Genomic DNA, 25127 nt, shown 5'->3' on the forward strand with positions numbered 1-25127 from the left:
GATGCTCGTCCGTCGGCGCTCCCGCCCGATTGTCCGCTCAGCCCGCTAACTGTCGTGCCCGTCGAGGGACTTGCCGGGTGCCGTGCCGAGCTCGTCGACCACGAGATGTTCACGGTCCGTCCTTCCGGTGCGGTAGGCGGCCCGGCCGACCATGTGCGCCGCGACCGGGACCGTCAGCAGCTGGAAGAAGCCGACCAGGGCCAGCGTCCCCAGGTCCGCGACGTTGCGCAGCCGCAGCCCGGCCCCGACGAGCACGAGCAGCAGGCCCAGCACCTGTGGTTTCGTCGCGGCGTGCATGCGCGTGAGGACGTCGGGCAGCCGCACCATCCCGATTCCGGCGAGCAGACACAGCACGGCACCCGCGAGCATGCAGAGCAGGGACGCCACGTCCGCGGCCTCCGACCAGTTGTGCTGCGTCCAACTCATCCGCCACTCCCCTGCTCCGCCGTTCCGCCGCTCGCTTCAGGACCGCCGCCTCGTCCGCCGGCCGGAGCGGCGCTGTCCTGCCCTGCCGTCTGTCGGCCTCTTCCGTCGTCCACGTCGGGATCCTCGCTCCCGGCCTCGTCCCGCAGGGCGAGGAAGCGGGCGATGCTCACGGAGCCGGTGAAACCCAGGAAGGCAAGGACGAGCAACGCCGGGAGGTAGTACGGGATCTGGCGCGCCGCGGTCAGTACGCCGATCCCGGCCATCACCACCGCGACGAGCGCGTCGAGGGCGACCGCCCGGTCCAGCGTGGTGGGTCCGCGCACCAGCCGCACGGTGACGAGCACGCCGGAGGTGAGCAGCAGCGCGATGACGATGCTCAGGACCGCTTCCACGGGCCGCTCCTCCCACCGGTGTCATCTGTGCCGCCCGGGCCGGCTCCGGGCCCGGGCCCGCCGAATCCGGGAGCGCCGCCGCTGCCGTTCGACGGCCCGTGACGTTCCCAGGCGTCGAGCGCGGCGATGTCGGCGCGCGTGCCGAAGGCCCGCACGACACGGTCCTCCAGGCGCAGCACCTCGTGGCGGGCCCGCTCCCGCTCCGCCTCGTCCCCGGCCCCCACCACGTGCACGAACAGCGTCCCGGACGAGCGGTGCACGTCGAGGACGTTGCTGCCGGGAACGGCTGCGACCGCGACGGACGTCGCCGTCAGCATCAGGTCGCTGGGGGTACGCACCCGTACCCCCAGCACCGCGCACAGCGGCGGCCGAGGCCCGAGGATGTACCGGTTGAGGCGCCAGCTGGAGACAGCCATGTCGATGACGAACCGGCCCGTGAAGCGCAGAAGGCCGAGAGGACGCAGCCGCACCTGGGTCTCGATCGGCGGCAGCGGGAAGACGACGCACACGATGACGCCGACGAGGATGCCGGTGGCCACGTTGGCGACGCTGAGCGTGCCCCACAACAGCACCCACACCACGGTCAGTCCGAGCACCGTCGGCCATTGCGCCGCCGAGAGACGTCTGCGTCCGCGGGGGCGGCCGCCCGGTGGCCCGCCGCGTGCCGCGTCCGGAGGTCCGTCCGGTGGGGTGCCCCGGGGCATGTCCGGTCCGGTCTGCGGTGGTTCGCTCATCGTCCCGTCACCGCCGTCACATAGGGCGTACGTGCGGTCAGTTCGTCGGCCACCCGGACCGTCAGGGAGGACAGCGGCCCTGCGAACACCATGAAGGCCAGCCCGAACGCGACCAGCGCAACCGTCGGTCCGAGCATCGCGGCCGGCGGCTGACCGGTGGTGATGGCGCGGCCGCCGAAGCTCGCGGCCTCGGCCCGCCCGGCGAGCACGTCGACGTCGACTGCCCCGCTGCCCCCGGAGGTGGCTCCCGCTTCGGACACCGCCGCCGGTTCCCCCGGTGTCTCCTCGTCCGTCTCGACGGTGTCGAGGACGACCCCCACCACGTACAGCTGCGGCGGCGCGGCCCGCCAGAACCCGAGGTTCCACGCCTTGGCGAGGGCGTAGAGGGTGAGCAGGCTGGTGGCGGAGCCCGCGGCGATCAGTACGTACGTCATGGCGCCGCCGTGTGCGACGCCCGCGCGCAGCAGCCCGAACTTGCCCAGGAACCCCGACATCGGCGGCACCCCCGCGAGGTTCATGGCCGGGACGAAGAAGACCAGCCCCAGGGCGGGTGAGAGTTTCGCGATGCCGCCGAGCCGCCGCAGGTCGGTGGTGACACCGCGGCGTTCGACGAGCCCGACGACGAGGAAAAGGGTGGTCTGCACCGTGATGTGGTGCACGACGTAGAAGACCGAGCCGGCGAATCCGGCGCGGGTGGCCAGGGCGATACCGAAGACCATGAAACCGATGTGGCTGATGAGGGTGAAGGACAGGAGCCTCTTCAGGTCGGTCTGCGCGACCGCGCCCAGGATTCCCACGAGCAGTGAGAGCAGCGCGAGCACCATCAGTACGTCGCTGAGCCTGTTTCCCGGGAAGAGCAGGGTCTGCGTGCGCAGTATCGCGTAGATGCCGACCTTGGTGAGCAGTCCCGCGAAGACTGCGGTGACGGGGGCGGGCGCCGTCGGGTAGGAGTCGGGCAGCCACGCGGCGAGGGGGAAGACGGCGGCTTTGGTGCAGAAGACCGTCAGCAGCGAGATCTGCGCCAACAGGGCCACCCCGCCGGGCAGTTCGTCGAAGCGGCGGGCGAGTTCGGCCATGGTCACGGTGCCCGTGGCCGCGTAGACGACAGCGACCGCCGCGAGGAATAGCACGGAAGAGAGCAGCGAGACGATCGCGTAGGTGGCTCCGGCCCGGATGCGCGTGACGGTACCGCCCAGCGTCAGCAGCACATAGCTGGCGGTCAGCATGATCTCGAACCCGACGTAGAGGTTGAAGAGATCGCCGGCGAGGAAGGTGTCGGAGACCCCCGCCACCAGCACCAGATAGGCGGGGTGGAAGACCGACATGGGGGTGCCCTCCTCCCGGTCTGCCATGCCCTGGCCGACGGAGTAGAGCAGCACGCACAGCGTCACGGATGAGGAGATCACCAGCATCAGCGCCGAGAGCCGGTCGGCGACGAGGACGATGCCGACCGGCGGCTTCCAGCCTCCGGCGTACATGACCTGCGGGCCGTACCTGTCTGCGTCGATGAGCAGCACCAGGGCCACGGCCAGGACGGTCGCGAGGACGACGGTGCTGATGACGCGCTGGGTGCGCTGCAGCCGTACGCCGACACCGAGTTTCAGCCCCGCGGCGAAGAGGGGCAGCAGCACCGGCAGGGCCACCAGCGCGGATGCCGGGCCGTCGGTGCCCGGGGGTACCGCGGCGATCACCGGAGGTCTCCCGCAGCGCGGTTGGCCGAGGGTGCGGATGCCGGGCGGGGGGCGTTCAACGGTCCGCCCCGAGGATCGTCTCCCACAGGTCGTCGGTCAGGTCCTCGTCCCTGCGTGCGGCGCGGACGTGGGACGGACGCGTCTCGGCGCGGGCCCGGCGCCGTGCCTCGTGGTAGTGGGCCCCGGCGCGCCGCGGACGCCCCGGGGCGCCCTCCCGGGCCGGCCGCTCTTCCTCCTCGCCGAGGGCGAGCAACTCACGGCGCCTGGCGCGGCGTTCACGTTCCCGCGGCAGGCGCCGTGAACCCTCCTCGCGGTGTTCCTCACCGTGCTCGGCACGGTGTGCGACGTGCAGGTCCTCCGCGTCGTCCTGTACGTCGTCGCTGCCGGAGAGCTGCCAGGCGCGGTAGGCCATCGCTGAGAGGAACGCCGTCAGGGCGAGGGTGATGACGATGGCGGTCAGCACGAACGCCTGCGGCAGGGGGTCCGAGATCTGCTGGGGCCCGGCGACCTTGTAGAGCAGCGGGGCGCGGGACGCGGCTCCGGAGGTGGCCAGCAGCAGGAGATTGACGCCGTTGCCCAGCACGACCGCGCCGAGAACGATGCGCGTGAGGGGACGGCTGAGCAGCAGGACCGTGCCTGCGGCGATGAGCACGCCGCCGGTGGCCACCAGCGCGACTGTCTCGTTCATCTGCCGGCCTCCCCTCCGGCGCGGGCTGTGCCCTCGCCCTCGCGGAGTGAGCGCTCGACGCGCCGGTCGATCTCGGAACCGAGGCTGCGCAGCACGTCCAGGACGACTCCCAGGACGAGCAGGTAGATGCCGGTGTCGAAGAGCACGGGGCTGGCGGCGTGGAAGTCTCCGATGACCGGCAACTCCCCGTGGTAGGTGCCCGACTTGAGGACGGAACCGTGCAGCACCAGCCCGGCGAATCCCGTCGCGGTCATCGTCATCAGGCCGAGCCCGAGCAGGAAGCCGGCGTCGACGGGTGCGGCCTCGTCCAGTTCGTACCGTCCGCCTGCGAGATAGCGGACCGCCAGCGCCAGACCGGCGACGAGGCCTGCGCTGAAGCCGCCGCCCGGCAGGTTCTCGGCGCAGAAGAGCAGGTAGAGGGAGAGCACGACGATGGGGTGGAAGACCAGCCGGGCCAGCACCTCGAAGATCACCGACCGCCGTTCGGGGTCGAGGGTGCGGCTGGCGGTCAGCCAGGTGCGGCGAGGGCCGGCCGTTCCTGGGCGTGGCGAGGGGGCACCGCTCCCGGCGTGTTCCGCGTGGACCGGCCACACGTGCCCGGCCCGGTGGGTGCCGCGGCCCTCGGCACCGAGGCCGCGGCGCACATGCGCGGACGGGCCCGCGCCATGCGGCGCGGCCGTGACGGGGCTGCCGGCTCGGCGGCGCAGGAAGACGAGGCTGGTCACACCCACGGCGGCAACGCCGAGCACGGCGGACTCGCCAAGGGTGTCCCAGGAGCGCAGGTCGACGAGGGTCGTGGCGACGACGTTCTTCAGTCCGTCGGCCGAGGTCGCGGCGGTCAGTTCGGGGCCCGCGGGCTGCGCCTGCCGGGCGGCTCCGGCGACGTACGTCTGTACGGCGACGAACCCTCCGGCTGCCAGTCCGGTCACGAGCCGTGTGACGCGCCGCGGCACGCTGGTGCGCCGCTCGTCGGGGAAACGGGCAGGCAGTCTGCGCAGGACGAGCACGAACACCACGAGGGAGACGGTCTCGACGGCGAACTGGGTCAGTGCCAGGTCGGGTGCCCCGTGCAGCACGTAGAGCACGGCTGTCCCGTAGCCCGTCACGCCGGCCAGGACCACCGCCATCATGCGCTGCCGGGATGCCACACACAGCGCGGCCACCACGCACACCACGACGGCGACGCCGAGCTGCGGCACGGAGTCGAACCAGCGCACCGGGCCGGCGTGCCGCCACGGCGGGGCGATGATCATGGCTGCGCTCTGCGCCGCGATCAGCACGGCGAGGACGGTTCCGAGGTAGACCGGGAGCGATCCGCGCTGCACCGTGCCGGTGACCTCGAGGGCCGTGCGTTCGAGGCCGGACAGCAGGCGGGCGAAGGCGTGCCGGGCGTCGGTGACCGCCAGCCTCTCCCCCAGGCGTTCCATCCGGCGTCCCATGAGGAAAAACGCGCCGCCCGCGAGCCAGGCCAGCGCGGAGAGCACGAGCGCGAGGTCGGGGCCGTGCCACAGCGCTAGCTCATACGTCCCACGGGACGGGGGAAACGCCTGGGCATAGCGGGAGAGCAGCGGCGCGATGCTGAGGACGCCCGGCCCCAGAGCCACTCCGGCCAGGGCGCACACGGCGGGGGGTGCGGCCAGGAAGAGTCCGGTGCCGGCGCGGATGGGCGTGGGCTCGTGGATGCCCTCACCGGCGGGTTTAGTGGCGAAGGCTCCCCACAGGAAGCGCAGCGTGTACGCAGTCGTGAGCGCGGATCCGGCCGTCACCGCCGCCGTCACAGCAACCGACACCAGGCCGGGCACGCCCGCGCCGCCGTGCAGAAGGGCGGCGAACGCGGCCTCCTTGGCGGGAAATCCGAGCACCGGCGGCAGCGCGGCCATGGACACACCCGCGGTCACGGCGATGGCGCACACGACGGGCATGGAGCGTGCCAGACCGGAGAGCCGGTCCGTCCGACGGGTTCCGGTCGAGTGGTCGATGATGCCCACGACGAGGAAGAGCGGGGCCTTGAACAGGGCGTGCGCCAGCAGCACGGCGGTACCGGCGAGCGCAGCGTCACGTGTCCCCGTGCCGGTCAGGACGGTGAGGAGGCCGAGCTGGCTGACGGTGCCGAAGGCCAGAAGCCGCTTGAGGTCCCTCTCGCGCAGCGCACGCCACCCGCCGAGCAGCATCGTCGCCGCCCCGAGGGAGAGCACCGTCACCTGCCACGGCGGCGCGTGGGCGTAGGCCGGAGCCAGCCGCGCCACCAGGTAGACGCCCGCCTTGACCATGGCCGCGGCGTGCAGATACGCGGAGACGGGCGTCGGCGCGGCCATCGCTCCGGGCAGCCAGAAGCTGAAGGGCCACAGGGCGGACTTCGAGAGGGCACCGGCGAGGATCAGCACGAGCGCGACGGCGACGGTCCCGTCGGCGGGCGGCGGATCGGCGAGGATGCCGGAGATGCGGTACGTGCCGGCGGCGTGGCCCAGCATCAGGAAGCCGACCAGTATGGCCAGTCCGCCGGCGACCGTCACGATCAGCGCCTGAAGCGCGGCGAGCCGGTTGCGGCGGCGCTCCGGTACGTGGCCGATGAGGAGGTAGGAGAAGACCGTCGTCAGTTCCCACATGACGTACAGCACGATCAGGTCGTCCGCGAGGACCAGTCCGAGCATGGCGCCCGCGAACGCGGTGAGGGTCCCGGCGAACTGGCCCAGCGAGAACGCCGGGCGGCTGAAGTAGCCCGCGCAGTAGACGAGCACCAGCGCGCCGATGCCGCTGACCACGGCCGCCATCAGCAGGGCGAGCGCGTCGCAGCGCAGGTCCAGCCCCACGTCCAGGTCGGGCATCCACGGCCACCGCTCGATGAGCGCATCCCCGTCCGCGACGCCCGTGTACTGCCGGACCGCCCACCCCAGTGCCGCCGCCGGAATCAGGGCCAGCAGAAGGAACGCACGCGTGCCCGTCCACCGCACCAGGAGCGGAGCGCAGCAGGCTCCGGCGAAGTGGAGAAGGATCAGCGACAGCACAGCGCGAATGATTCCATGACGAATCAGTCAATCCACGGACAAAGCCCTCGGCGGAATCCCGGAAGCGCCCCGGCCGTGGAGCGAACTGCCGCGGGGCGTGCAACCAGCGCACGAGGGGCGACCGGCCGGACGCACCCCGGTTCACGGGCTCGGACCTGGAAGCTTCGGAACCGGCTGCCGGAGGGCGACGGGGCACCCTCCGACAGCCGGACCGTCAACACCCGTCGCTGCGGCAGGAGTTCCGGCCGTAGTACCTGCGCCGCCCAAGGCAAGGTCCGGCAAATCACCCGTGTGCCAGTTTCCCCGCTCTCGCACTTTCTGTGACTCTTGGAGGACTCAGGGTGACCACCCCCGACATCAGGAGTCCCCCATGATCCTCAGCATCTCCGGCGTCCTCCTGCTCGGCTTCATCATCTTCCTCTTCACCCGCAAGGACGGGCTCAAGATCTCGCATGCGCTGGTGTGCGCCCTCTTCGGCTTCTACCTGGCCGGCACCGCCCTCGCCCCCAGCATCAAGGCGGGCGGTGCCAGCCTCGCAGGGCTGCTCAGCGGGCTGAAGTTCTAGCGCGGCGCACACGTCGCGTGCGGGGGCCGCCCCGCCCGGCGTGCTGTGCGCCGCTTCGTCACAGGAGGTTCCGTGGTGCGTTGGCCGTTCTCCCGGCAGCCGGCGGGCGCGGGTGCTGCCGTACGTCCGGCCCGCCGTGCTCTGCGGGCCGGCACGGCCGGGGCGCTGGACGTGCTGCATCCGCTGGTCGTGCTCGCACGCGGTCTGGCACGGCTGACGATGCTGGTGCTGCGCTGGTGGGCCCGTGCCCCCAAGGAGCGACGCGGCCCCGTGTTCTTCCTGGCAGCGGTGGCCGTGATGGTGGTGGCCCTGATGCCGTGGGGGCCGGCCCTCGCCGTCGCGGTCGTCGTGGGCACAGCCGCCTGGCAGGGACGCGACGGTGCGCGGACGGCAGGCGGAGCGGCCCGCGAAGAGGAGGAGAACGCACGCCTCCAGGCTGTCTACGACGCGCTGGTGCCCGTCTTCACGCTGCGGGACGATCCCGACCCGGACCCTCTCTACGCGCACGACGGCGCATGGGAACGGGCCTTCGAGGAGGCCGAGTTCACCGATGACGGCCGCATCGGACGTCTTCTGCTGCGGTATCCGCCCCACTTCCCCGACGGCGATCCCGCGCACCGGCTTGCCGTGGAGCAGCGCGTCGGCGCCAAGTCCGGACGCGACCGCGAGTACCGCTTCGTATGGGACGAGGAGCGCAACCAGCTGGAGATGACGGTCCCCCCGCCTCTGCCGCAGGGTGTCCGGGCTCAGCGCTTCGTGACGGGCCCCGGCGAGATCGTGCTCGGGTTCACGGACGCCGAGGCGGTGCCCCGCCGTATCCCGGTGAACGACGACGGGCAGGCACGCGACGTCCCGCCGGTGGTATGGCGCACGGGGGCGCGCTCGGGAGAGCCGCATCTGCTCGTCGTCGGGGCGCCCGGCGCCGGGTCGAGCACACTGCTGCGGTCGGTGGTGCTCCAGGCACTCCAACACGGAGACGTGGTCGTCGTGGACGGCAGTGGCTCCGGGGGATTCGCATGCCTGACGGGGCGTGAGGGCGTACTGGCCGTGGAGACCTCGGCCGGCGGGGCCGTCGCGTCGCTGGAGTGGGTGGTGCACGAGACGGAACGGCGGCTGACGACGGCGAGCCGCGCCCGCCAGGCCGGCCGTCCCGTTCCGGAGGACGTGCGGCGGCCGCTGTGGGTGGTCGTCGACAGACCCGCGGCTGTCTGCCATCTCGCACGTACGGAGGGGCGACGCGACCCCCGGGAGCTGCTTCAAGTGCCGCTGCGGCACGGGCGGGCGGCGCAGGTGACGGTCGCGGTGGCGGAACACTTCGAGTGCGCACCCGAGTTGGGCCGGGCGCTGCACTCGTGCACCAGGGCCCGGGTGCTGCTCGGCAAGGCGTCGCCGGAGGATACGTGGGCGGTGCTCGGCGAGGTCACCGCCCCGCCGCCCGGAGCGCATACGGCGCCCGGACGTGGCTTCGCACGGCTCGGCGCCGGCCCCGTGCTCCGTCTCCAAGTGCCCGCGGCGCCCGACCCCTTGGACGACGCGGCTGGTGAAGCCGACCGCCAGGCCGTACTGGGGCTGCTGCCTCCGCTGACCACGGCACAGGCCAAGGCGCTGGGGGCGCAGGCCGGGCAGCCGTCCGGTGCGTCGCGGACGAAGCCGGAGGCGAAGGCTCAGGCCACGTAGGTGCGGGGCACGTCGCCGTCGGCGACCGCTCCTGTGCGCACGAGATCGGCCGCCTTGGCAAGCCTGGTCACGGCCTCGTCGACGACCGGGCCGGCGACGGTGAACAGCAGCCGCACATAGCCTTCGAAGGCCCCGTCCACGCCGAAGCGGGTCCCGGCCGGAACCCGCACTCCGATCCGCTCCCCCGCTTCGGCGATGCGCGAGCCGGACAGGCCGCCGGTGCGTGTCCAGAGGGTCAGTCCGCCGCTGGGAACGGTGAACTCCCAGTCGGGCAGCCTGTCATGGAGAGCAGCGACGAGCGCGTCGCGGTTGGCGCGGGCTCCCGCCCGGCGTGCCGCGACCGCCGCCTCCCAGCCGTCGCCCGTCATCAGCCGTGCCACGGCAAGCTGTTCGAGCACGGGGCTACCCAAGTCGGCGTAGACACGGGCCGCCACGAGACTGCGGATCACCTCGGGTGCCGCCCTGACCCAGCCGATGCGCAGCCCCGCCCAGACGGCCTTGCTGACCGAGCCGACGGTGATCACGGCGGAGCCGCCGGGGTCGAACGCGGCCATCGGGCGCGGCAGTTCGACGTTGTCGTCGAGCGTCAGGTCGGTCATGGACTCGTCGGCGACGAGGACCGTGCCGGCGGCGCGTGCCGCCGCCACCATCTCCCGCCGCTGGTCGTCCGGGGCGAGCGCGCCCGTGGGGTTGTGGTAGTCGGCGATGACGTACGCCATGCGCGGGGCGCTCTCGCGGAACGCCTGCCGCCACGCGGGCAGGTCCCAGCCGGCCAGGCCGTCGGCCATGGGCACGGGCACGAGGCGGGCGCCCGCATCACGCAGCAGGTGCAGGACGTTGGCGTACGAGGGGTGTTCGACGGCGACACGCTCGCTGCGGGGGACGAGCTGCCGTGCGAGCGCGGCGACGGCGCCCATCGCGCCGGTGGTGACCATGATCTGCTCGGGCATCGTCGGGACGCCGCGGGCGGTGTAGCGCGCCGCCAGTGCCTCCCGCAGGGCGGGCAGCCCTCCCGGGTAGTTCCCGTGGGTGTCCGTGTAGGGCGCCAGGTCCGAGACCGCGCCCTGGAAGGCCTCGGTGAGGTGCGGTTCGGGCGCCAGGAAGGTCGCACAGGCCAGATCGATCACCGACCCGGCGGACTCGGGCGGCAGCGGCTCCAGTCCGCGTGTCGGCAGCGGCTTGCCCGCCGGCACTGCCGTCCAGCTGCCCGAGCCGCGCCGCGAGGCGAGGAAACCCTCGTTGCGCAGTGCCTCGAAGGCGGCGGCGACGGTCGTACGGCTGACGCGCAGTGCCGCGGCCAGCTCCCGCTCGGCGGGCAGGCGGGCGGCGACCGGAATGCGGCCTTCGAGCACGAGGAGGCGCACACCGTCCGCGAGCGAACGGTAGGCCGGTACTCGATGCCCGGCGTCGGCCGCGGTGGCCGCGCGCTGCGACGCCAGCAGCCGGGCCAGCTGAGGAGCACCCACCGCCGAGGTCCACTGCACCATGATTGCGGTCCACCTCTCCCTGATTGGCCATGGATGTGGCCTGATTACTGGCACCAGACTGCCACGCAACCGCACACCGGAGCCAGCAGAGCACCGGCACAGCACCGGAGGGGAAGGAGCGTCCCTTGTCACGTCCGTCACGCCTGTCCGGTCCGATGCGGCCGGGCCGGCACACCGGCAGGCGCCTGGTGCAGCTGTACGCGGGGCTCCTCCTCTTCGGGGGAAGCATCGGACTGATGGTGGAGTCCGGTCTCGGCCTTCCACCGTGGGACGTGCTGCATCAGGGACTTGCCCGGCAGACCACCCTCTCGATCGGCACCGTCTCCGTCGTCGCGGGAGCCGTGGTGCTGCTGCTGTGGGTGCCGATGCGGCAGCGGCCGGGCCTCGGCACCGTCTCCAACGTCGTCCTGGTCGGCGTGGCTATGGACGCCACGATCCTGCTCACTCCCGCACTCGACGCGCTCGCGCTGCGGATTCCGGCGGTGGCCGCCGGGGTGGTACTCAACGGTGTGGCCACCGGCCTGTACATCTCCGCACGTTTCGGCCCGGGCCCGCGGGACGGCCTGATGACCGGCCTGCACCGGGTCACGGGCCGCTCGGTCCGCCTCGTACGCACGGGGATCGAAGCGACGGTGCTGGTGTCCGGACTGCTGCTGGGCGGCACCGCCGGCGTCGGCACCGTCGTGTACGCGCTCGGCATCGGCCCGCTCTCGCAGCTCTTCCTGCGGGTCTTCGCTGTGCCGGCAGCACCGGCGGGACCGTCCGACGGTGCACCGCGCACCTCCCCCGGCGGCTCGCACGTGGTGGCACGCTGCGCTGGCCGGCGCAACGAGGACGAGGCCGGGGGACGCAGGCGCGCATGGTGGCGCGGGGGCGCGATACTGCGGCGGTGATGAGCACCGATCCACGGAACCCCCCGGTCTCCGTCCCCTCGCATCCGGCATCGCTGCGCCGCAAGCCGCGCCATCCGTTCCTCGGCCATCCCGGCCCGCTGGCCCTCGCCCACCGTGGCGGCGCCGCGGACGGGCTGGAGAACACGCACAGCGCCTTCGCCCGCGCGGTCTCCCTCGGCTACCGCTATCTCGAAACGGACGTGCACGCCACGGCCGACGGCCGCCTCGTCGCCTTCCACGACGAGACGCTGGACCGCATGACCGACGCGAGCGGCCCGATCAGTGAACTGACCTGGTCGCAGGTGAGCCGTGCCCGTGTCGGCGGCAGCGAACCCCTCCCCCTGATGCGGGATCTGCTGCGGGCCTTCCCGGAAGCGCGGTGGAACATCGACGTCAAGGCCGAGTCCGCTCTCGTACCGCTGCTGGAGCTGCTCTCGGAGCAGGACGCGTGGGCCCGTGTGTGCGTCGGCTCCTTCGAGGAGGACCGCGTGGCGCGGGCGCAGGCCATGGCCGGGCCCCGGCTGGCCACCTCGCTCGGCACGCGCGGCGTGGTGAGGCTGCGGCTGCGTTCGTACGGCCTGGTGCCGGCGAGGGCGGTGCGGGAGAGCGCCGTGTGCGTCCAGGTTCCCGAACACCGCTCGGGGATCCGGGTGGTGGACGCTGCGTTCGTACGGGCGGCACATGCCCGGTGGATGCAAGTGCACGTATGGACCGTCAACGAGCGAAACCGGATGCGGGAGTTGCTCGACCTGGGAGTTGACGGCATTGTGACCGATCACATCGAAACACTGCGCGACGTCCTCACCGAGCGGGGCGCGTGGATGCCGGGGCCGGGCCCGCGGTAGAGCGGCTCCGCGGCACTCGCGCCGCTTCGCGCACACGCCGGGCGGCCGCGCACCGGGGCCGGGCACGCCGCCGGAGACGAGGGGGCAGGGCAGTGACTGCTGTGGTGACCGGTACCGGGGACGGCACGGCCGACCGCCGTCGTGAACAGCGCGGCTGGTACTTCTACGACTGGGCGAACTCGGTCTTCTCCACCAGCGTCCTGACCGTCTTCCTCGGCCCGTACCTGACGGAGGTCGCCAAGTCGGCGGCGGACGGGGACGGTTACGTGCATCCGCTGGGCCTCCCGGTGCGCGCGGGCTCCTACTTCGCCTACACCGTCTCGCTTTCGGTTCTGCTGTCGGTGCTGGTGCTGCCGATAGCGGGGGCGGTCGCCGACCGGACGGGCCGCAAGAAACCGATGCTGGGGGTCTTCGCGTACCTGGGCGCGGGCGCCACGGCCGCAATGTTCTTCCTCGAGGGCGACCGTTACGTGCTGGGGGGCGTACTGCTGGTCGTGGCAAACGTCTCGTTCGCGGCCTCCGCCGTCATCTACAACGCCTTCCTCCCGCAGATCGCCACGCCCGAGGAGCGGGACGCGGTCTCATCCCGCGGCTGGGCCTTCGGCTACGCGGCCGGCTCGGTGGTGCTCGTGGGCAACCTGGCACTGTTCCTCCAGCACGAGGCACTGGGGGTCTCCGAGGGTTCCGCGGTGCGGATCTGCCTCGCCTCCGCCGGCGTGTGGTGGGCGGTATTCACGGTGGTGCCGCTGCTGCGGCTGCGGGAGAGGCCGGGGGCGGTGGCGGGTTCGCGCGTCTCGCTGCTCAGCGGATGGAGGCAGCTCGCCCATACCTTCCGTGAACTGCGCCGCTACCGGCTGACGATGCTCTTCCTGCTTGCCTACCTCGTCTACAACGACGGGGTGCAGACGGTGATCACGCAGGCGTCGGTCTTCGGCTCAGAGGAACTGGGCGTGGACCAGACGACGCTCATCGGTGCGGTGCTGCTCGTCCAGGTCCTCGCCGTGGCGGGCGCGCTGCTGATGGGCCGGCTGGCGGTCCGCCACGGCGCCAAGCGCACGGTGCTCGGCTCTCTCGTGGCGTGGACGGTGATCGTCGGCGCGGGATACTTCCTGCCCGCCGGGGCGCCGGTCTTCTTCTTCGCCCTCGCGGCCGGGATCGGCCTGGTCATGGGGGGAAGTCAGGCTCTCTCCCGGTCGCTGTACTCGCAGTTGGTGCCGGCGGGCAAGGAGGCCGAGTTCTTCTCGCTGTACGAGGTGAGCGATCGCGGAACCAGCTGGCTCGGCCCGCTCGTCTTCGGCCTCGCCTATCAGCTGACGGAGAGCTACCGGGCTGCAATCATCTCGCTGGTGGTCTTCTTCGTGCTGGGTTTCGTCCTGCTGCTGAGGGTACCGGTGGAACGGGCGGCCGCTGCGGCAGGAAACCCACGGCCCGACCGGATTTAGAACTTGGGGCGGCGGCGCGGTAGTGTACGCCCTCGGCTCGCCGGATGGACCGTTACTGCATGCCAAAGAGATGGGAACGCTGGGTTACATCTCCTGTCAGTTGTGACAAACCGGTCATTGGTGGGTACACGAAGGGCGGCACGACGGGCGACGCATCTCCCTATTCGGGAATCTTCACCGCCGACCGGACGTTGAGCAGATGACGACGACAGCGACACCTGTCCTGTGGGCGAGAAGCCCGGGAGGCACGAATTCATGAGTGAGCGAGCTCTTCGCGGCACGCGACTCGTGGTGACCAGCTACGAGACCGACCGCGGTATCGACCTGGCACCGCGCCAGGCCGTGGAGTACGCATGTGAGAGCGGACATCGTTTCGAGATGCCGTTCTCTGTCGAGGCCGAGATCCCGCCGGAGTGGGAGTGCAAGGTGTGCGGGGCACAGGCACTCCTTGTGGACGGCGAGGGGCCGGAGGAGAAGAAGGGCAAGCCCGCGCGTACACACTGGGACATGCTCATGGAGCGGCGCACCCGTGAGGAGCTGGAGGAGGTCCTCGCGGAGCGGCTGGCCGTGCTCAGGTCCGGCACGATGAACCTCGCGGTACACCCGCGCGACGGCAACAACAAGCGCAAGTCCGCGTAAGCGCGCGGGGTACGCGCCCTCGGACCCAGCGGATCCACACAGCGGAGCGCGGGCCGTGACCTGCTACTGGTCACGGCCCGCGCTCCGATGCGTACAGAAAGTTCGAAGCGGCGCGGGGGCGGACCCGCACCGCTTCGCGGGCCTCAGCGGGAGGGCGGCTCGTCGTCCCGGACGACCTCGCCCTCGACGACCTTGCCGTCCGGCCTGTGCATGCGCATCTGGTTCTCCGCCCTGCGGGCCTGCTGGTAGGCGTCGCCGAAGGTGCCCGGCGTGAACCCGGAACGCCGCTCCAGATGACGCTGGGCGGTGCGCCTCATCAGGGCTGCCGTGGGGGGAAAGATGCACATGAGGCCCAGCGCGTCCGAGATGACGCCCGGCACCATGATCAGCAGTCCGCCGAGCATCGTCAGCGCGTTGCCGCCGCGTGAGCTCTCAGACCCCTCCGGCGGGGCCTCCCCCTTCTGGGCGGCCTGCTGGGCCTGCTGAATGCTCTCCGTGAGCCGCTGCCACGCGCGGCGCCCGGCACGCTTGATGACGAAGACACCGAGCACGAAACCGGCGGCCAGAAGTCCGAGAACCGCGAGGCCGCCCACGGCCTCGCCGATGAGGATCAGCAGCCAGATCTCCAGGAGCGCCCACGCCGCCACCGCCAGAGGCAGGAACCTGCGGGTACGTGACGGACGGGGGCCACCCGGGCCCTGCCGCCCGCTCGTGGAGCGGCCGGAGCCCTGCTCGTCGTGAGGCGGCTCGAACGGGTACGGTGCGCGACTCGTCATGCCTCAAGTGTGCCTGCGGTCGAGGGCCCGCTTCACGCGGCCCTCGACGCCCCAGGCGGTCACCCGCCACAGGGCCTCGACCATGATGTCGCGGCTCATCTTCGAATTCCCCCGCACCCGCTCGACGAACGTGATCGGCACTTCGACGACGTGATAGCCGGCGCTCACCGCCCGGTTCGCGAGGTCGACCTGGAAGCAGTAGCCCTGCGAGGCCACATCGTCCATACCCAGACCCTTGAGGGTCTCGCTGCGGAAGGCACGGAATCCGCCGGTGATGTCACGCAGCGGCAGGCCGAGCATCACACGCGAGTAGACGCTGCCGCCACGGGAGAGAAGACGGCGCGAGCGTGGCCAGTTGACGACCCGTCCGCCCGGGACCCACCGCGAACCGAGCACCAGATCGGCGCCCTTGAGTGCCGTCAGCAGGCGCGGCAGCTCCTCGGGCTGGTGGGACCCGTCGGCGTCCATCTCCACCAGTACGCCGTAGCCGTGGTCGATGCCCCAGCGGAAGCCTGCGAGGTAGGCGGCGCCGAGGCCCTGCTTGCCGGGCCGGTGCAGGACGCGGATGTGCTCGTCCTCCTTGGCGAGCCGATCCGCGATCTCGCCGGTTCCGTCCGGACTGTTGTCGTCGGCGACCAGGATGTGCGCGTCGGGCACAGCCTCACGCACGCGGGCGGTGACGGATTCGATGTTGCCGGCCTCGTTGTAGGTCGGGATGATCACCAGAACCGTGCCGAGCGGGCCGTACTGCCGCGCCTGTCCGCCGTCCGTCACCGCTGCTGCCCCTCTTGCTTCCGCTGTGCATCGGTCTGCTGCACCTGCCCCGTCCGCTGTGTCCGCCGGTGGCCGGTCCGGCTGCGCCGCCCCGTGTACCAGGCCGCGGCACAGGCGAGAACGCCCACCATAGCGATCACCCACTCCGGTACGGCGCCGACGCGGTCGGCCAACGTGATCTCGTCGCGAAGCGGAAGCCTGGCGCTGAGCACGTCGCGCTCGAATTCCTGCGTGCGCTGCTTGATCGTGCCGTCGGGGCCGACGACGGAGCTGATGCCGCTGGTGGCCGCCGTGACAACGGCGCGGCCGTGCTCGACCGCCCGCAGCTTGGACATCACCAGCTGCTGTTCGGGCTGGCCCGTCCTGCCGTAAGTGGCGTTGTTGGTCTGGACGACCAGGGCGCGGGCTCCGTCCTTGACGGTGGCCCGGGGGATCTCGTCGTAGGCGACCTCGAAGCAGATCACGTCGCCGAGGCGGGCGGGCCCGGTCTGCAGGACGCCAGTGCGGTCACCGGGCCAGAAGTCACGGGGAATCTGCTGGAGGCGGGTGATGACCTTGCTGAGCTCGTCGCGGAAGGGCACGTACTCGCCGAAGGGCACGGGGTGCTGCTTGGTGTACGAAGCGCCGGGCCCCTTCTCCGGGTCCCACACGATGCCCTGGTTCTCGACGTACCCCCTGGTGCCGGGATGGTCGACGAGGGCCCCCACCAGAATGGGGACGCCCACTGCCTTCGCGGCCTGGTCGATGCGCTCGCGGGCCTCGGGCCACCGGTACGGGTCGAGGTCGGAGGAGTTCTCGGGCCAGATGACCAGGTCGGGCTGCTCGGCCTTCCCCGCCTTGATCCGGCGTGCGAGGTCGAGGGTGGTGTCGACATGATTGTTGAGGATCTTCATGGGGCGGCCGAGGAAGTTCATCCCCGGCTGCTCAACATTGCCCTGCACCACGGCGATGTCCGCCGTGTCGTCCGCAGCGGTGGGCACGGGCACGGCGTACCCGGCGGCGGTCACGAGCGTCGCCAGGGCCAGTGAGGAGAGCAGCGGCATCAGCGGACGGCGGGATCCTGTGCGGGCACGGGCGGCCGCAGCTCCGTGCTCCCGCGTCGCGTGCTCTTGCTGCTCAGCCCGGTCTTCCGCCCGCACGCCGCGGAGGCGCCAGAGCGCGAGCGCCGCGGCGGCGAGCGCGGTGCCCGTCAGTGCCGCGGCGAAGGTGACCAGCGGCGCCCCGCCCAGCGCGGCGAGCGGTGTGTAGGGCGATCCGGTATTGGCGAAGGCGAGCCGCCCCCACGGGAAGCCTCCGAAAGGCACGCGGTCACGGGCCCATTCCTCGGCGACCCACAGACAGCCGCCCCACAGCGGCCACAGCGGCAGGCGGGAGGTGGCGGCGAGTGCGGCACCGAGGGCGGCGACGAACAGCGACTCGATGAAGGCGAGCCCCAGGACCGCGTCCCACCCGACCACGTGAAGCCACTTGAGCAGCATGACGAAGAAGGGCCACCCGAAGGCGAAGCCCGTCCAGGCGCCCTGGCGGACGGTCCGGCCGCGGGTGAGCAGGCTGAGCGCGGCGACCGTCAGCAGCGACAGCGGCCACAGACCGTAGGGCGGGAACGCGAGGGCGAGAGCGACACCGGCGAGGGCGGCGGCCGCCGTGCGGGCCGCTTGGCGCCTGACGAGGGTGCCGAACCGTCGCAGCCTGCCGCCCCGTAGCGCTGCCACGGCCCGGGCGTCGCCGCTGCCGGGAGGGGCGTCCGCGGTGACGGGTGGTTGCTGCGCCGCCGTGGCGGTGGCCCCGTCCCGGTCCGCGGCTCCGCTTCCGCTCTGCGGGCCTTTGGTGCGCGGCGACTCCTCCGGACCGTTCGGCCGGTCGGCGGACTGGCCGCCGGCGGCGGATTCGGCGGTGGTGTCGGAACCCGGTGGCAAGGTCGCGCCCTTCCTGCAGGTCGTGCGGTGGTGAAGCGACCGTATAACGGCGGTGCGCCTCCGCGGGGGCGGGGCAGGGAATGCCACAGCGGACCAGGCGGGGTGCGGCGGCCGCAACGCCCCGAGGCGTCCGCGCCGCCGTGCAGAAGGCGTCACGGCAGGCAGCGGCGAGGAGCCGGGAGCGGATTGGGCAGAGCGGCAGGGCAGGAGCGGAACCGGAAGGCGGCGGCCCGCCCGGTGATCGCGGGGAGCGAGGTGCGGGGACATCTGCGGGTCGGGGCCCGGTGCCCTTCGGGCCGACCTGGGACCCGCTGGCTGCGAGTCGACCGAGAGCCGTTGTCTACTGAGCATCCGGGCCCCACCCGGGTCACACCCGCCGGCCAGCCTCGACCTTCAACCCCCGTGCCGCTGGCGCTGGACCTGGCTCCCAGTGGTGATGTCCCGGTGCGGTACACCACCCCCTGGCCCAGCGGCGTTCGACGACTGCGCGGGGAACGGCTGGCCGGACGTCCTGTGGTGGACCTGGCCGAACCTACCCGTCGCCGGGCATCGCCTGTCAACAGCGACGCTACCTGCGGCGTTTCGCCGAATCAGCAGGTCAGTAAGGCGCAAGGAGCGCGGCGGTCACAGCCTGAGGGCCCGTCGGCGGCGCGTAACGGACACCCATACATCACTCGTTCGGCCGCTCGTGGACGATCACTCCTCCCACCACCGTCCGCAGGCAGACGGGCAGTTGGCCGCCTGGCGTGAGATCGGGCAGGCCGGGGGTCCCGGAGCGGGGGTCGGTCGACCAGTTGGCGACGCGCGAATCGGGCGTCTGCACGACCAGTTCACCGGTACGCCAGAGCGCGTAATCGGCGGGTGCGCCGGGGACGAGCACCCCCGCCTCGTCGGAGCCGACCGCGCGCCGCCCGCCGCGGGTGTGCGCGGTGAACCCGCCCCGCACGGAGATGCGGTGCCCGGGCGTGCGGTGGAAGGCGGCAGCCCGGATGGCTGCCCAGGGGCCCAATGGCGTCACGGGGCTGTCGGAACCGAAGGCAAGGGGCACCCCGGCGCGCTGCAGTGCCGCGTACGGGTTGAGGCCGGCGGCGCGCTCCTGCCCGAGCCGCACCGCGTACATGCCGCCGGGGCCGCCCCAGGCCGCATCGAAGGCGGGCTGTACGGAGGCGGTGAGGGCGAACTCGGCGAACGCGGCGATGGTTTCCTCGTTCAGCATCTCGGCGTGCTCCACGCGGTGGCGGGCCGCGCGCACCCGGTCCGTGCCCACGCGTTCCGCGGCGGCCCGCACGCCGTCGGTCACGGCCGCCAGCGCCGCGTCTCCGATGGCGTGGAAGCCGGCCTGGAGACCGGTCTCGGTGCACGCGGCGACGTGGGCGGCGATGCCTGCGGAGTCGAGATAGGCGTTGCCGGTGTGGTCGGCGTCGGCGTAGGGCGTGCACAGGTGCGCGGTACGGGAGCCGAGGGAGCCGTCCACGAAGAGGTCACCGGCGGCGCCGACGGCGCCGAGGGCACGGATACGGGCGGCGTCGGCCTCGGAGGTGACGGGTTGTGCCCAGTAACCGTGCACGCGGGGCCCGTCGCTCTGCGCGGCGAGGGAGAGCAGCGCGGTGAAATCGTCCTCGCTGGAGATGCCCGGGCCGGCGCACTCGTGGACGTCGCTGATGCCCAGGGAGGCGGCGTGGGCGAGCGCCGCCCCCTGGGCCTCGGCGCGGCGGGCCGGTGTGAGGGTGGAGTGGGCCTGTTCGCGTACGGCGTGGTGGGCGTCGCTCGTGAGGGGCTGGTCGTCGGCGAACCCGGTCAACTCGGCGATGCCTGGGACGAGTTCGAGGGCCGGTGTCGAGACGAGCGCCGAGTGCACGTCCGTGCGGGAGAGATACAGGGGCCGCCCGCCCGTGGCCTCGTCCAGCTCCGCGCGGCTGGGATGACGTCCCTCGGGCCAGTGCGTGGCGTCCCAGCCGTGACCGAGGAGCACCCGGTCGCCGGGCCGCGAGGCGGCGTAGCCGCGGATGCGGGCCAGAGCGTCGCGGAGTGTGGCCACGCCGGTCAGGTCGAGGCCCGTCAGGGCCAGCCCCGTGGCAGTGGTGTGCACATGTGCGTCTGTGAAGGCGGGGGTGACGAGCGCGCCCTCGAGATGGACGACTTCGTCGACTCCGTCGACGAAGGAGTCGGCCGCCCCCTCGGAGCCGATCCAGGCGATGCTGCCGCCCTGCGTGACCATCGCCGTGGCGAAGGGATCCGCGGGGCTGTGCACCTCCCCGCCGCGGAGCAGGACGGTGCGGTTCTCGTGCCCGGGGGCGGTGCGCTCGCTCATGGCGACAAGTCTCCCGCTCCGCAGCCGCCGGGCACCGGGCGGGTCAGAGTGACGGGGGGCGCGCCTCGTACGGGGTGGAGAGGACGACCGTCGTACGAGTGGAGACGCCGGAGAGGGTGCGGATGCGGGCGAGGAGGTGTTCGAGCGCGATGGGCGTGCCGACGCGGACCTTCAGGATGTAGTTCTCGTCTCCGGCGACGCTGTGGCACGCCTCGATCTCCGGTACCTCCGCGAGGCGTTCGGAGATGTCGTCGGGCGCGCTCGGATCGAAGGGCTTGACCGAGATGAAGGCCGTGAGCGGCAGGCCGACGGCCTCGGGGTCCACGAGAGCCGCGTATCCGCGGATGACACCGCGCTGTTCGAGCCGCCGCACCCGCTGGTGCACGGCCGAGGTCGACAGGCCCGTCGCCTTGCCCAGGTCGGTGTAGCTCATCCGCCCGTCCTTGACGAGCAGCTCCACGATTCGGCGATCCACTTCCTCCACAGCAGGTCAACCTACTGTGCCGGGCGCACTCCGGCACAGCGGGCGCAGGGAGGAGCGCACGTCGGAGCCCGACGTGTGACGAAGGCCACACCCATGCTCCCGTGTCCCCGGGCGTGCGGCGATTATGCGAATGACGCCACGGGAAGTGCTTGCTGAGGCCGGGGCACGATGCCCGGCAGGTCCACCAGAGGGGGATTTGCATGCGTACTGAGAAGCGGGTCCGTACTTCCGAGGATGCCGCCGTGGCGGTACGGGAGGAGACGGCCGCCGAGGGGGCGTACGAGGAGGAAACCTTCGACATCGTCCGGGTCACCTGCCCGGACTGCGGCCGGCCGATCGCGCTTCTCGCGCAGGAGGAAAGGCTCCCCGAGCACGCGCTGTGCGCCTCGCCGTGGAATCCGTTCGGGCTGACGGTCTGCCAGGGCTCCGGCCGTGCCGCGGGCGAGGCGGCGATGCGTGACGGTGAAGCGGTCCAGGAACACGGGCTGACGGCGCTGCTGACGCTCCCGGAAGGGCTGGACTGGCGGAGGCAGCCGTTCTCGCACGTGGGCGGCCGGCGCACGCTGTCGGTGCTGGGGGACGCGTAGCCGGCAAGGGGCAGAGCGGCCGGTCTCCCGCGGGTCGCATCTTCGCCGCCCGGCAGGTGGATACGGCGCCGTCCCTGGGCACTCGTGTTGTCTCCGAAGGCACCGCATCGACACGAGCGAGGCCCCCATGACACAGACGCAGAGCAGGCCCGGGACGAAGCGGTCCTCGGACCGGGCGACGGTCCGGGCGCTGCTGGAGACGCACGGCCGTACGTACGCCGAGCAGGCGGGCATCAAGCTGCGGGACACCCCGTCGCCGCTGTACCGGCTGCTGGTGCTCTCGTTGCTGCTCTCCGCCCGTATCCGCGCGGACGTCGCCGTCGCCGCGGCGCGGGCACTGTCGGACGCCGGCATGACGGATGCCCGGCGGATGGCGGAAGCGACGTGGCAGCAGCGGGTGGACGCCCTCGGCGTGGGCGGCTACCGCCGCTACGACGAGCGCACCTCCACCCAGCTCGGTGACGGCGCTGAGCTGCTGCTGCGCAAGTACAAGGGCGATATGCGGCGCATGCGCGAAGAAGGACAGGCCGCGGAGCTGCTGCGCGAGGTGCCGGGGATCGGGCCCACAGGCGTCGACATCTTCCTGCGTGAGGCGCAGGAGGTGTGGCCGGAGTTCGGCCCATACATCGACCGGAAGGCACAGCAGGGCGCGCAGCGGCTGAGTCTGCCCACCTCGCCCTCGAAGCTGGCCGGTCTTGTCGCCGAGCGTGACCGGGCGCGGTTCGCGGCGGCGTTGGTGCGTGCGGCACTCGACAAGAAGGTGGTCGAGGACGTGGAGGCGGCAGTTTAGCGGTATCGCCCCCGCGCGGACGCGGGGGCGCCGTGCTCCTGCGGCAGGGCGGCACGATGCCGCCCTGCGTCAGCGGCGGCTCTCGGGGCCCGCGAGCTGACGGGCGATCACCATGCGCTGGATCTGGTTGGTGCCCTCGACGATCTGCAGGACCTTGGCCTCTCTCATGTAGCGCTCGACGGGGAAGTCGGCGGTGTAGCCGTATCCGCCGAGGAGCTGCACGGCGTCGGTGGTCACCCGCATCGCGACGTCGGTGCAGAACAGCTTCGCCATGGCGGCCTGCCGCCCGAAGGGGACTCCCGCATCCCGCAGGCGCGCGGCGCTCAGGTACAGGGCACGGCCGGCCTCGATCTGCGTCGCCATGTCCGCGATCATGAAGCGCAGGCCTTGGAAGTCGGCGATGGGGCGGCCGAACTGTTCACGTCCGAGCATGTATGCGAGCGCCTCGTCCATGGCGGCCTGTGCGACCCCGACAGCGCATGCGGCGATGCCCAGCCGTCCGGACTCCAGGGCGGAGAGCGCCACGGTCAGGCCCTGGCCCTCCTCGCCGATTCGGCGTGCGTCGGCTACGCGTACGCCGTCGAAGTGGACCTGTGCGGTGGGTGATCCGTTCATTCCCATCTTGCGCTCGGGCGCCGCCGCGCTCAGGCCGTCGGCGTCGCCGGGCACGAGGAACGCCGTGATGCCGCGTGGGCCTTCGCCGCCCGTGCGAGCAAGAACGGTGTAGAAGTCGGCGACCCCCCCGTGGGTGATCCACGCCTTGGTGCCCTCCAGGACCCACCCGTCGCCGTCCCTCGTGGCGCGGGTGCGCAGGGAGGCTGCGTCGGATCCGGAGGAGGGTTCGGACAGGCAGTACGCGCCCAGGGTGCCGCCGCCGAGCATGGCCGGAAGGTGATCCGCGCGCTGCTGCTTTGTCCCGAAGACGGCGAGCGCGTGGCAGGAGAGGGTGTGGACGCTGGTGCCGAGCCCGACGGTCAGCCGCGCCGCGGCCAGCTCCTCGAGCGCTTGCAGATAGACCTCGTACGGCTGGCCGCCACCGCCGAACTCCTCCGAGTACGGGAGTCCCAGCAGCCCCGCTTCGGACAGCAGCGTGAAGATCTCGCGCGGGAATCGGCCCGCGGCCTCTTCTTCGCCCGCGTCGGGGCGGATCTCCCGCTGTACGAGCTCGCGCACGAGGGCCAGCAGGTCACGGGCCTCCTGCGTGGGCACTTGACGCTGGACCGGCTGGGGTCCGTGTTGAGGCATCACGACGCTCTCCTCCTGTTCGGGGGCTGCGGCGGCGGTCCGGGGTGTGGATGGCGCCGCCGTAACAGGACCACGGCCGGGGGCCGGACCCTGCGCGGGACCGCTTCGCCTGTGACGCCGTGCCGGGTTGCGACGGGGCTGACCAGGGGTTGCGGCGAAAAAATTATGCCCGATGGGCGGCATCCCGTCACCGGCGGCAGGAACTGGAGCGCGCTGCGGGAGGGGAACCCCGCCGGGAATTGGTACAAACCATTGACACACTGGTCTAGTCCTTCTAGATTTCGGCGGTAACTTGCCATCGCACTCGTGGCGGTCGGTCACCCCGCCCCCAACCGAGGGGCCTTCAGCAGCGTCTCCCCCAACTCCCTTGAGGAGAGCCATGACCGGACTGTTCGTACGACGACGCAGACCCGCTCCTCCCGCTCCCCGGCGCCGCCCCCTCGTCCTCGCCGCCGCCGGATTCGCGGCCGTCCTCGCGCTCACGCTCCCGGGCACCGGCGCGGCGGCGGCCCCCGCGGCAGGCTCGCACGCGGCCGCACAGCCCGCGAAGGGCCAGCAGCAGGCCGGCGGAAAGCTGGTGGGCTACTTCGCCAACTGGGACGTCTATCAGCGCAATTACCACGTCAAGGACATCGAGACCTCCGGGGCTGCCGCCGAACTCACGCACATCAACTATGCGTTCGGCAACGTGCAGGGCGGACAGTGCACCGTCGGCGACGGATTCGCCGACTACGAGAAGGCATACACCGCCGAACAGAGCGTCGACGGGAAGGCCGACAGCTGGGACCAGCCGCTGCGCGGCAACTTCAACCAGCTCCTCAAACTCAAGGAGAAACACCCGGGGTTGAAGGTGCTGTGGTCCTTCGGCGGCTGGACCTGGTCCGGTGGCTTCGGCGAGGCCGCGAAGAACCCCGCAGCCTTCGCGGACTCGTGCCACAAGCTGCTCAACGACGAGCGCTGGGCAGGGCTGTTCGACGGTATCGACATCGACTGGGAGTACCCCAACGCGTGCGGACTGTCCTGCGACGAGAGCGGCCCGGGCGCCTTCACGGAGCTGATGAAGGCGCTGCGCGCGAAGTTCGGCGGGGAGAAGCTGTTGACGGCCGCGATCACCGCCGACGCGTCGGCCGGGGGCAAGCTGGAGGCGGCCGACTACGCGGGAGCCGCACAGTACGTCGACTGGTATCTGCCCATGACCTACGACTACTTCGGCGCCTGGGACGCTCAAGGGCCCACCGCGCCGCACTCCCCGCTCACGGGTTACGACGGCATCCCCAAGGACGGCTTCAACGCCGCAGCCACCGTCTCGAAGCTGACCGGAATGGGCGTGCCCGCGGAGAAGCTCCTGCTGGGCCTCGGCTTCTACGGGCGCGGCTGGGACGGTGTGAGCCAGTCGCAGCCGGGCGGCACCGCGACAGGACCCGCACCCGGGACTTACGAACAGGGCATCGAGGACTACGAGGTGCTCAAGAGCCGCTGCCCCTCCACCGGCACGGTCGCGGGCACCGCATACGCACACTGCGGCAGCCAGTGGTGGAGCTACGACACCCCGGCGACCATCGGAAGCAAGAGCGACTGGGCCGCTCAGCAGGGGCTCGGCGGTTCCTTCGTGTGGGAGCTCAGCGGTGACACGCCGGGCGGTGAGCTGATCAAGGCCATCCGGTAGGCGGGCCCGCTCTCAGGCCGTCGGCCGTCACCCGTCTCGCGCCCCGTGAACGTCACGGGGCGCGAGGCGTTGTCAGTGCCCGGTGGAAGACTCC

The 25127-nt window shown here is 71.8% G+C and carries 22 protein-coding genes; 9 read left to right on the top strand and 13 right to left on the bottom strand.

What is annotated here, in order from left to right:
* Positions 1–45: 45 nt before the first annotated feature.
* From mnhG to EV375_RS24345, 6 genes are read right to left on the bottom strand one after another with little or no spacing between them, the layout of a single operon-like run.
* Positions 46–426 (bottom strand): monovalent cation/H(+) antiporter subunit G, encoded by a 381-nt coding sequence (mnhG, locus tag EV375_RS24320; protein ID WP_130302107.1) that lies wholly within the window; start codon positions 424–426, stop codon positions 46–48.
* Positions 423–818 (bottom strand): monovalent cation/H+ antiporter complex subunit F, encoded by a 396-nt coding sequence (locus EV375_RS24325; RefSeq protein WP_130302108.1) that lies wholly within the window; start codon positions 816–818, stop codon positions 423–425. Before EV375_RS24325 ends, mnhG begins: the two co-directional genes overlap by 4 nt.
* On the bottom strand, positions 803–1552 hold the full coding sequence (locus EV375_RS24330; protein WP_486588783.1) for a Na+/H+ antiporter subunit E: 750 nt from the start codon (positions 1550–1552) through the stop codon (positions 803–805). Before EV375_RS24330 ends, EV375_RS24325 begins: the two co-directional genes overlap by 16 nt.
* A complete protein-coding gene (locus EV375_RS24335) occupies positions 1549–3240 on the bottom strand; it encodes a Na+/H+ antiporter subunit D (protein ID WP_130302845.1) in 1692 nt (563 codons plus the stop codon). The genes EV375_RS24330 and EV375_RS24335 overlap by 4 nt, the downstream gene beginning before the upstream one ends.
* A 58-nt stretch (positions 3241–3298) precedes the next feature.
* Complete coding sequence (locus EV375_RS24340; RefSeq protein WP_130302109.1) at positions 3299–3931, bottom strand: Na(+)/H(+) antiporter subunit C; 633 nt, start codon at positions 3929–3931, stop codon at positions 3299–3301.
* The gene (locus tag EV375_RS24345; RefSeq protein WP_130302110.1) at positions 3928–6936 is read right to left on the bottom strand and encodes a Na+/H+ antiporter subunit A; all 3009 of its coding nucleotides are present in this window, start codon (positions 6934–6936) and stop codon (positions 3928–3930) included. Before EV375_RS24345 ends, EV375_RS24340 begins: the two co-directional genes overlap by 4 nt.
* Positions 6937–7306: 370 nt before the next feature.
* Here EV375_RS24345 and EV375_RS24350 point away from each other — a divergent pair, with 370 nt between their 5' ends.
* Positions 7307–7501, top strand: a complete 195-nt coding sequence (locus EV375_RS24350) for a hypothetical protein (protein ID WP_028434433.1) — start codon at positions 7307–7309, stop codon at positions 7499–7501.
* Positions 7502–7573: 72 nt separating this feature from the next.
* Positions 7574–9178 (top strand): hypothetical protein, encoded by a 1605-nt coding sequence (locus EV375_RS24355; protein ID WP_130302111.1) that lies wholly within the window; start codon positions 7574–7576, stop codon positions 9176–9178.
* Here EV375_RS24355 and yczR read toward each other — a convergent pair.
* Positions 9166–10665: a MocR-like transcription factor YczR gene (gene yczR, locus EV375_RS24360; protein ID WP_130302112.1), complete on the bottom strand. Its 1500-nt coding sequence runs from the start codon at positions 10663–10665 to the stop codon at positions 9166–9168. The genes EV375_RS24355 and yczR overlap by 13 nt on opposite strands.
* A 155-nt stretch (positions 10666–10820) precedes the next feature.
* Between yczR and yczE the strand changes: the two genes are divergently transcribed.
* The 4 genes from yczE to EV375_RS24380 all read left to right on the top strand — a co-directional run bounded on the left by yczE (position 10821) and on the right by EV375_RS24380 (position 14484).
* Complete coding sequence (yczE, locus tag EV375_RS24365) at positions 10821–11558, top strand: membrane protein YczE (protein ID WP_486588866.1); 738 nt, start codon at positions 10821–10823, stop codon at positions 11556–11558.
* Entirely contained in the window at positions 11558–12403 is an 846-nt protein-coding gene (locus tag EV375_RS24370) for a glycerophosphodiester phosphodiesterase family protein (protein WP_130302113.1), read from the top strand. The genes yczE and EV375_RS24370 overlap by 1 nt, the downstream gene beginning before the upstream one ends.
* Before the next feature lie 92 nt (positions 12404–12495).
* Positions 12496–13845, top strand: a complete 1350-nt coding sequence (locus tag EV375_RS24375) for an MFS transporter (RefSeq protein WP_130302114.1) — start codon at positions 12496–12498, stop codon at positions 13843–13845.
* A gap of 255 nt (positions 13846–14100) precedes the next feature.
* Positions 14101–14484, top strand: coding sequence for an RNA polymerase-binding protein RbpA (locus tag EV375_RS24380; protein WP_028434437.1), 384 nt, complete (start codon positions 14101–14103; stop codon positions 14482–14484).
* 143 nt (positions 14485–14627) lie between these two features.
* Here EV375_RS24380 and fxsA read toward each other — a convergent pair whose 3' ends face one another.
* From fxsA to EV375_RS24405, 5 genes are all read right to left on the bottom strand, one after another.
* Positions 14628–15260, bottom strand: coding sequence for an FxsA family membrane protein (gene fxsA / locus EV375_RS24385; protein ID WP_130302115.1), 633 nt, complete (start codon positions 15258–15260; stop codon positions 14628–14630).
* Between the two features lie 3 nt (positions 15261–15263).
* Complete coding sequence (locus EV375_RS24390) at positions 15264–16034, bottom strand: polyprenol monophosphomannose synthase (RefSeq protein WP_130302116.1); 771 nt, start codon at positions 16032–16034, stop codon at positions 15264–15266.
* Positions 16031–17950, bottom strand: a complete 1920-nt coding sequence (lnt, locus tag EV375_RS24395; RefSeq protein ID WP_486588784.1) for an apolipoprotein N-acyltransferase — start codon at positions 17948–17950, stop codon at positions 16031–16033. Before lnt ends, EV375_RS24390 begins: the two co-directional genes overlap by 4 nt.
* Positions 17951–18620: 670 nt before the next feature.
* Entirely contained in the window at positions 18621–20261 is a 1641-nt protein-coding gene (locus EV375_RS24400) for an amidohydrolase (protein ID WP_130302118.1), read from the bottom strand.
* Positions 20262–20304: 43 nt separating this feature from the next.
* Positions 20305–20745, bottom strand: coding sequence for an Lrp/AsnC family transcriptional regulator (locus tag EV375_RS24405; RefSeq protein WP_130302119.1), 441 nt, complete (start codon positions 20743–20745; stop codon positions 20305–20307).
* Between the two features lie 200 nt (positions 20746–20945).
* Here EV375_RS24405 and EV375_RS24410 point away from each other — a divergent pair, with 200 nt between their 5' ends.
* Positions 20946–21332 (top strand): hypothetical protein, encoded by a 387-nt coding sequence (locus EV375_RS24410; protein WP_130302120.1) that lies wholly within the window; start codon positions 20946–20948, stop codon positions 21330–21332.
* A 127-nt stretch (positions 21333–21459) separates the two neighbouring features.
* On the top strand, positions 21460–22122 hold the full coding sequence (locus EV375_RS24415; RefSeq protein WP_130302121.1) for an endonuclease: 663 nt from the start codon (positions 21460–21462) through the stop codon (positions 22120–22122).
* 69 nt (positions 22123–22191) lie between these two features.
* Here EV375_RS24415 and EV375_RS24420 read toward each other — a convergent pair whose 3' ends face one another.
* Positions 22192–23367 carry an acyl-CoA dehydrogenase family protein gene (locus EV375_RS24420; RefSeq protein ID WP_130302122.1) on the bottom strand — a complete coding sequence of 392 codons (1176 nt, stop codon included), beginning with the start codon at positions 23365–23367 and terminating at the stop codon, positions 22192–22194.
* A gap of 379 nt (positions 23368–23746) precedes the next feature.
* Here EV375_RS24420 and EV375_RS24425 point away from each other — a divergent pair, with 379 nt between their 5' ends.
* Complete coding sequence (locus tag EV375_RS24425) at positions 23747–25033, top strand: glycoside hydrolase family 18 protein (protein ID WP_130302123.1); 1287 nt, start codon at positions 23747–23749, stop codon at positions 25031–25033.
* The last annotated feature ends 94 nt before the right edge of the window (positions 25034–25127 follow it).

Source organism: Streptomyces sp. CNZ301, assembly GCF_004217425.1.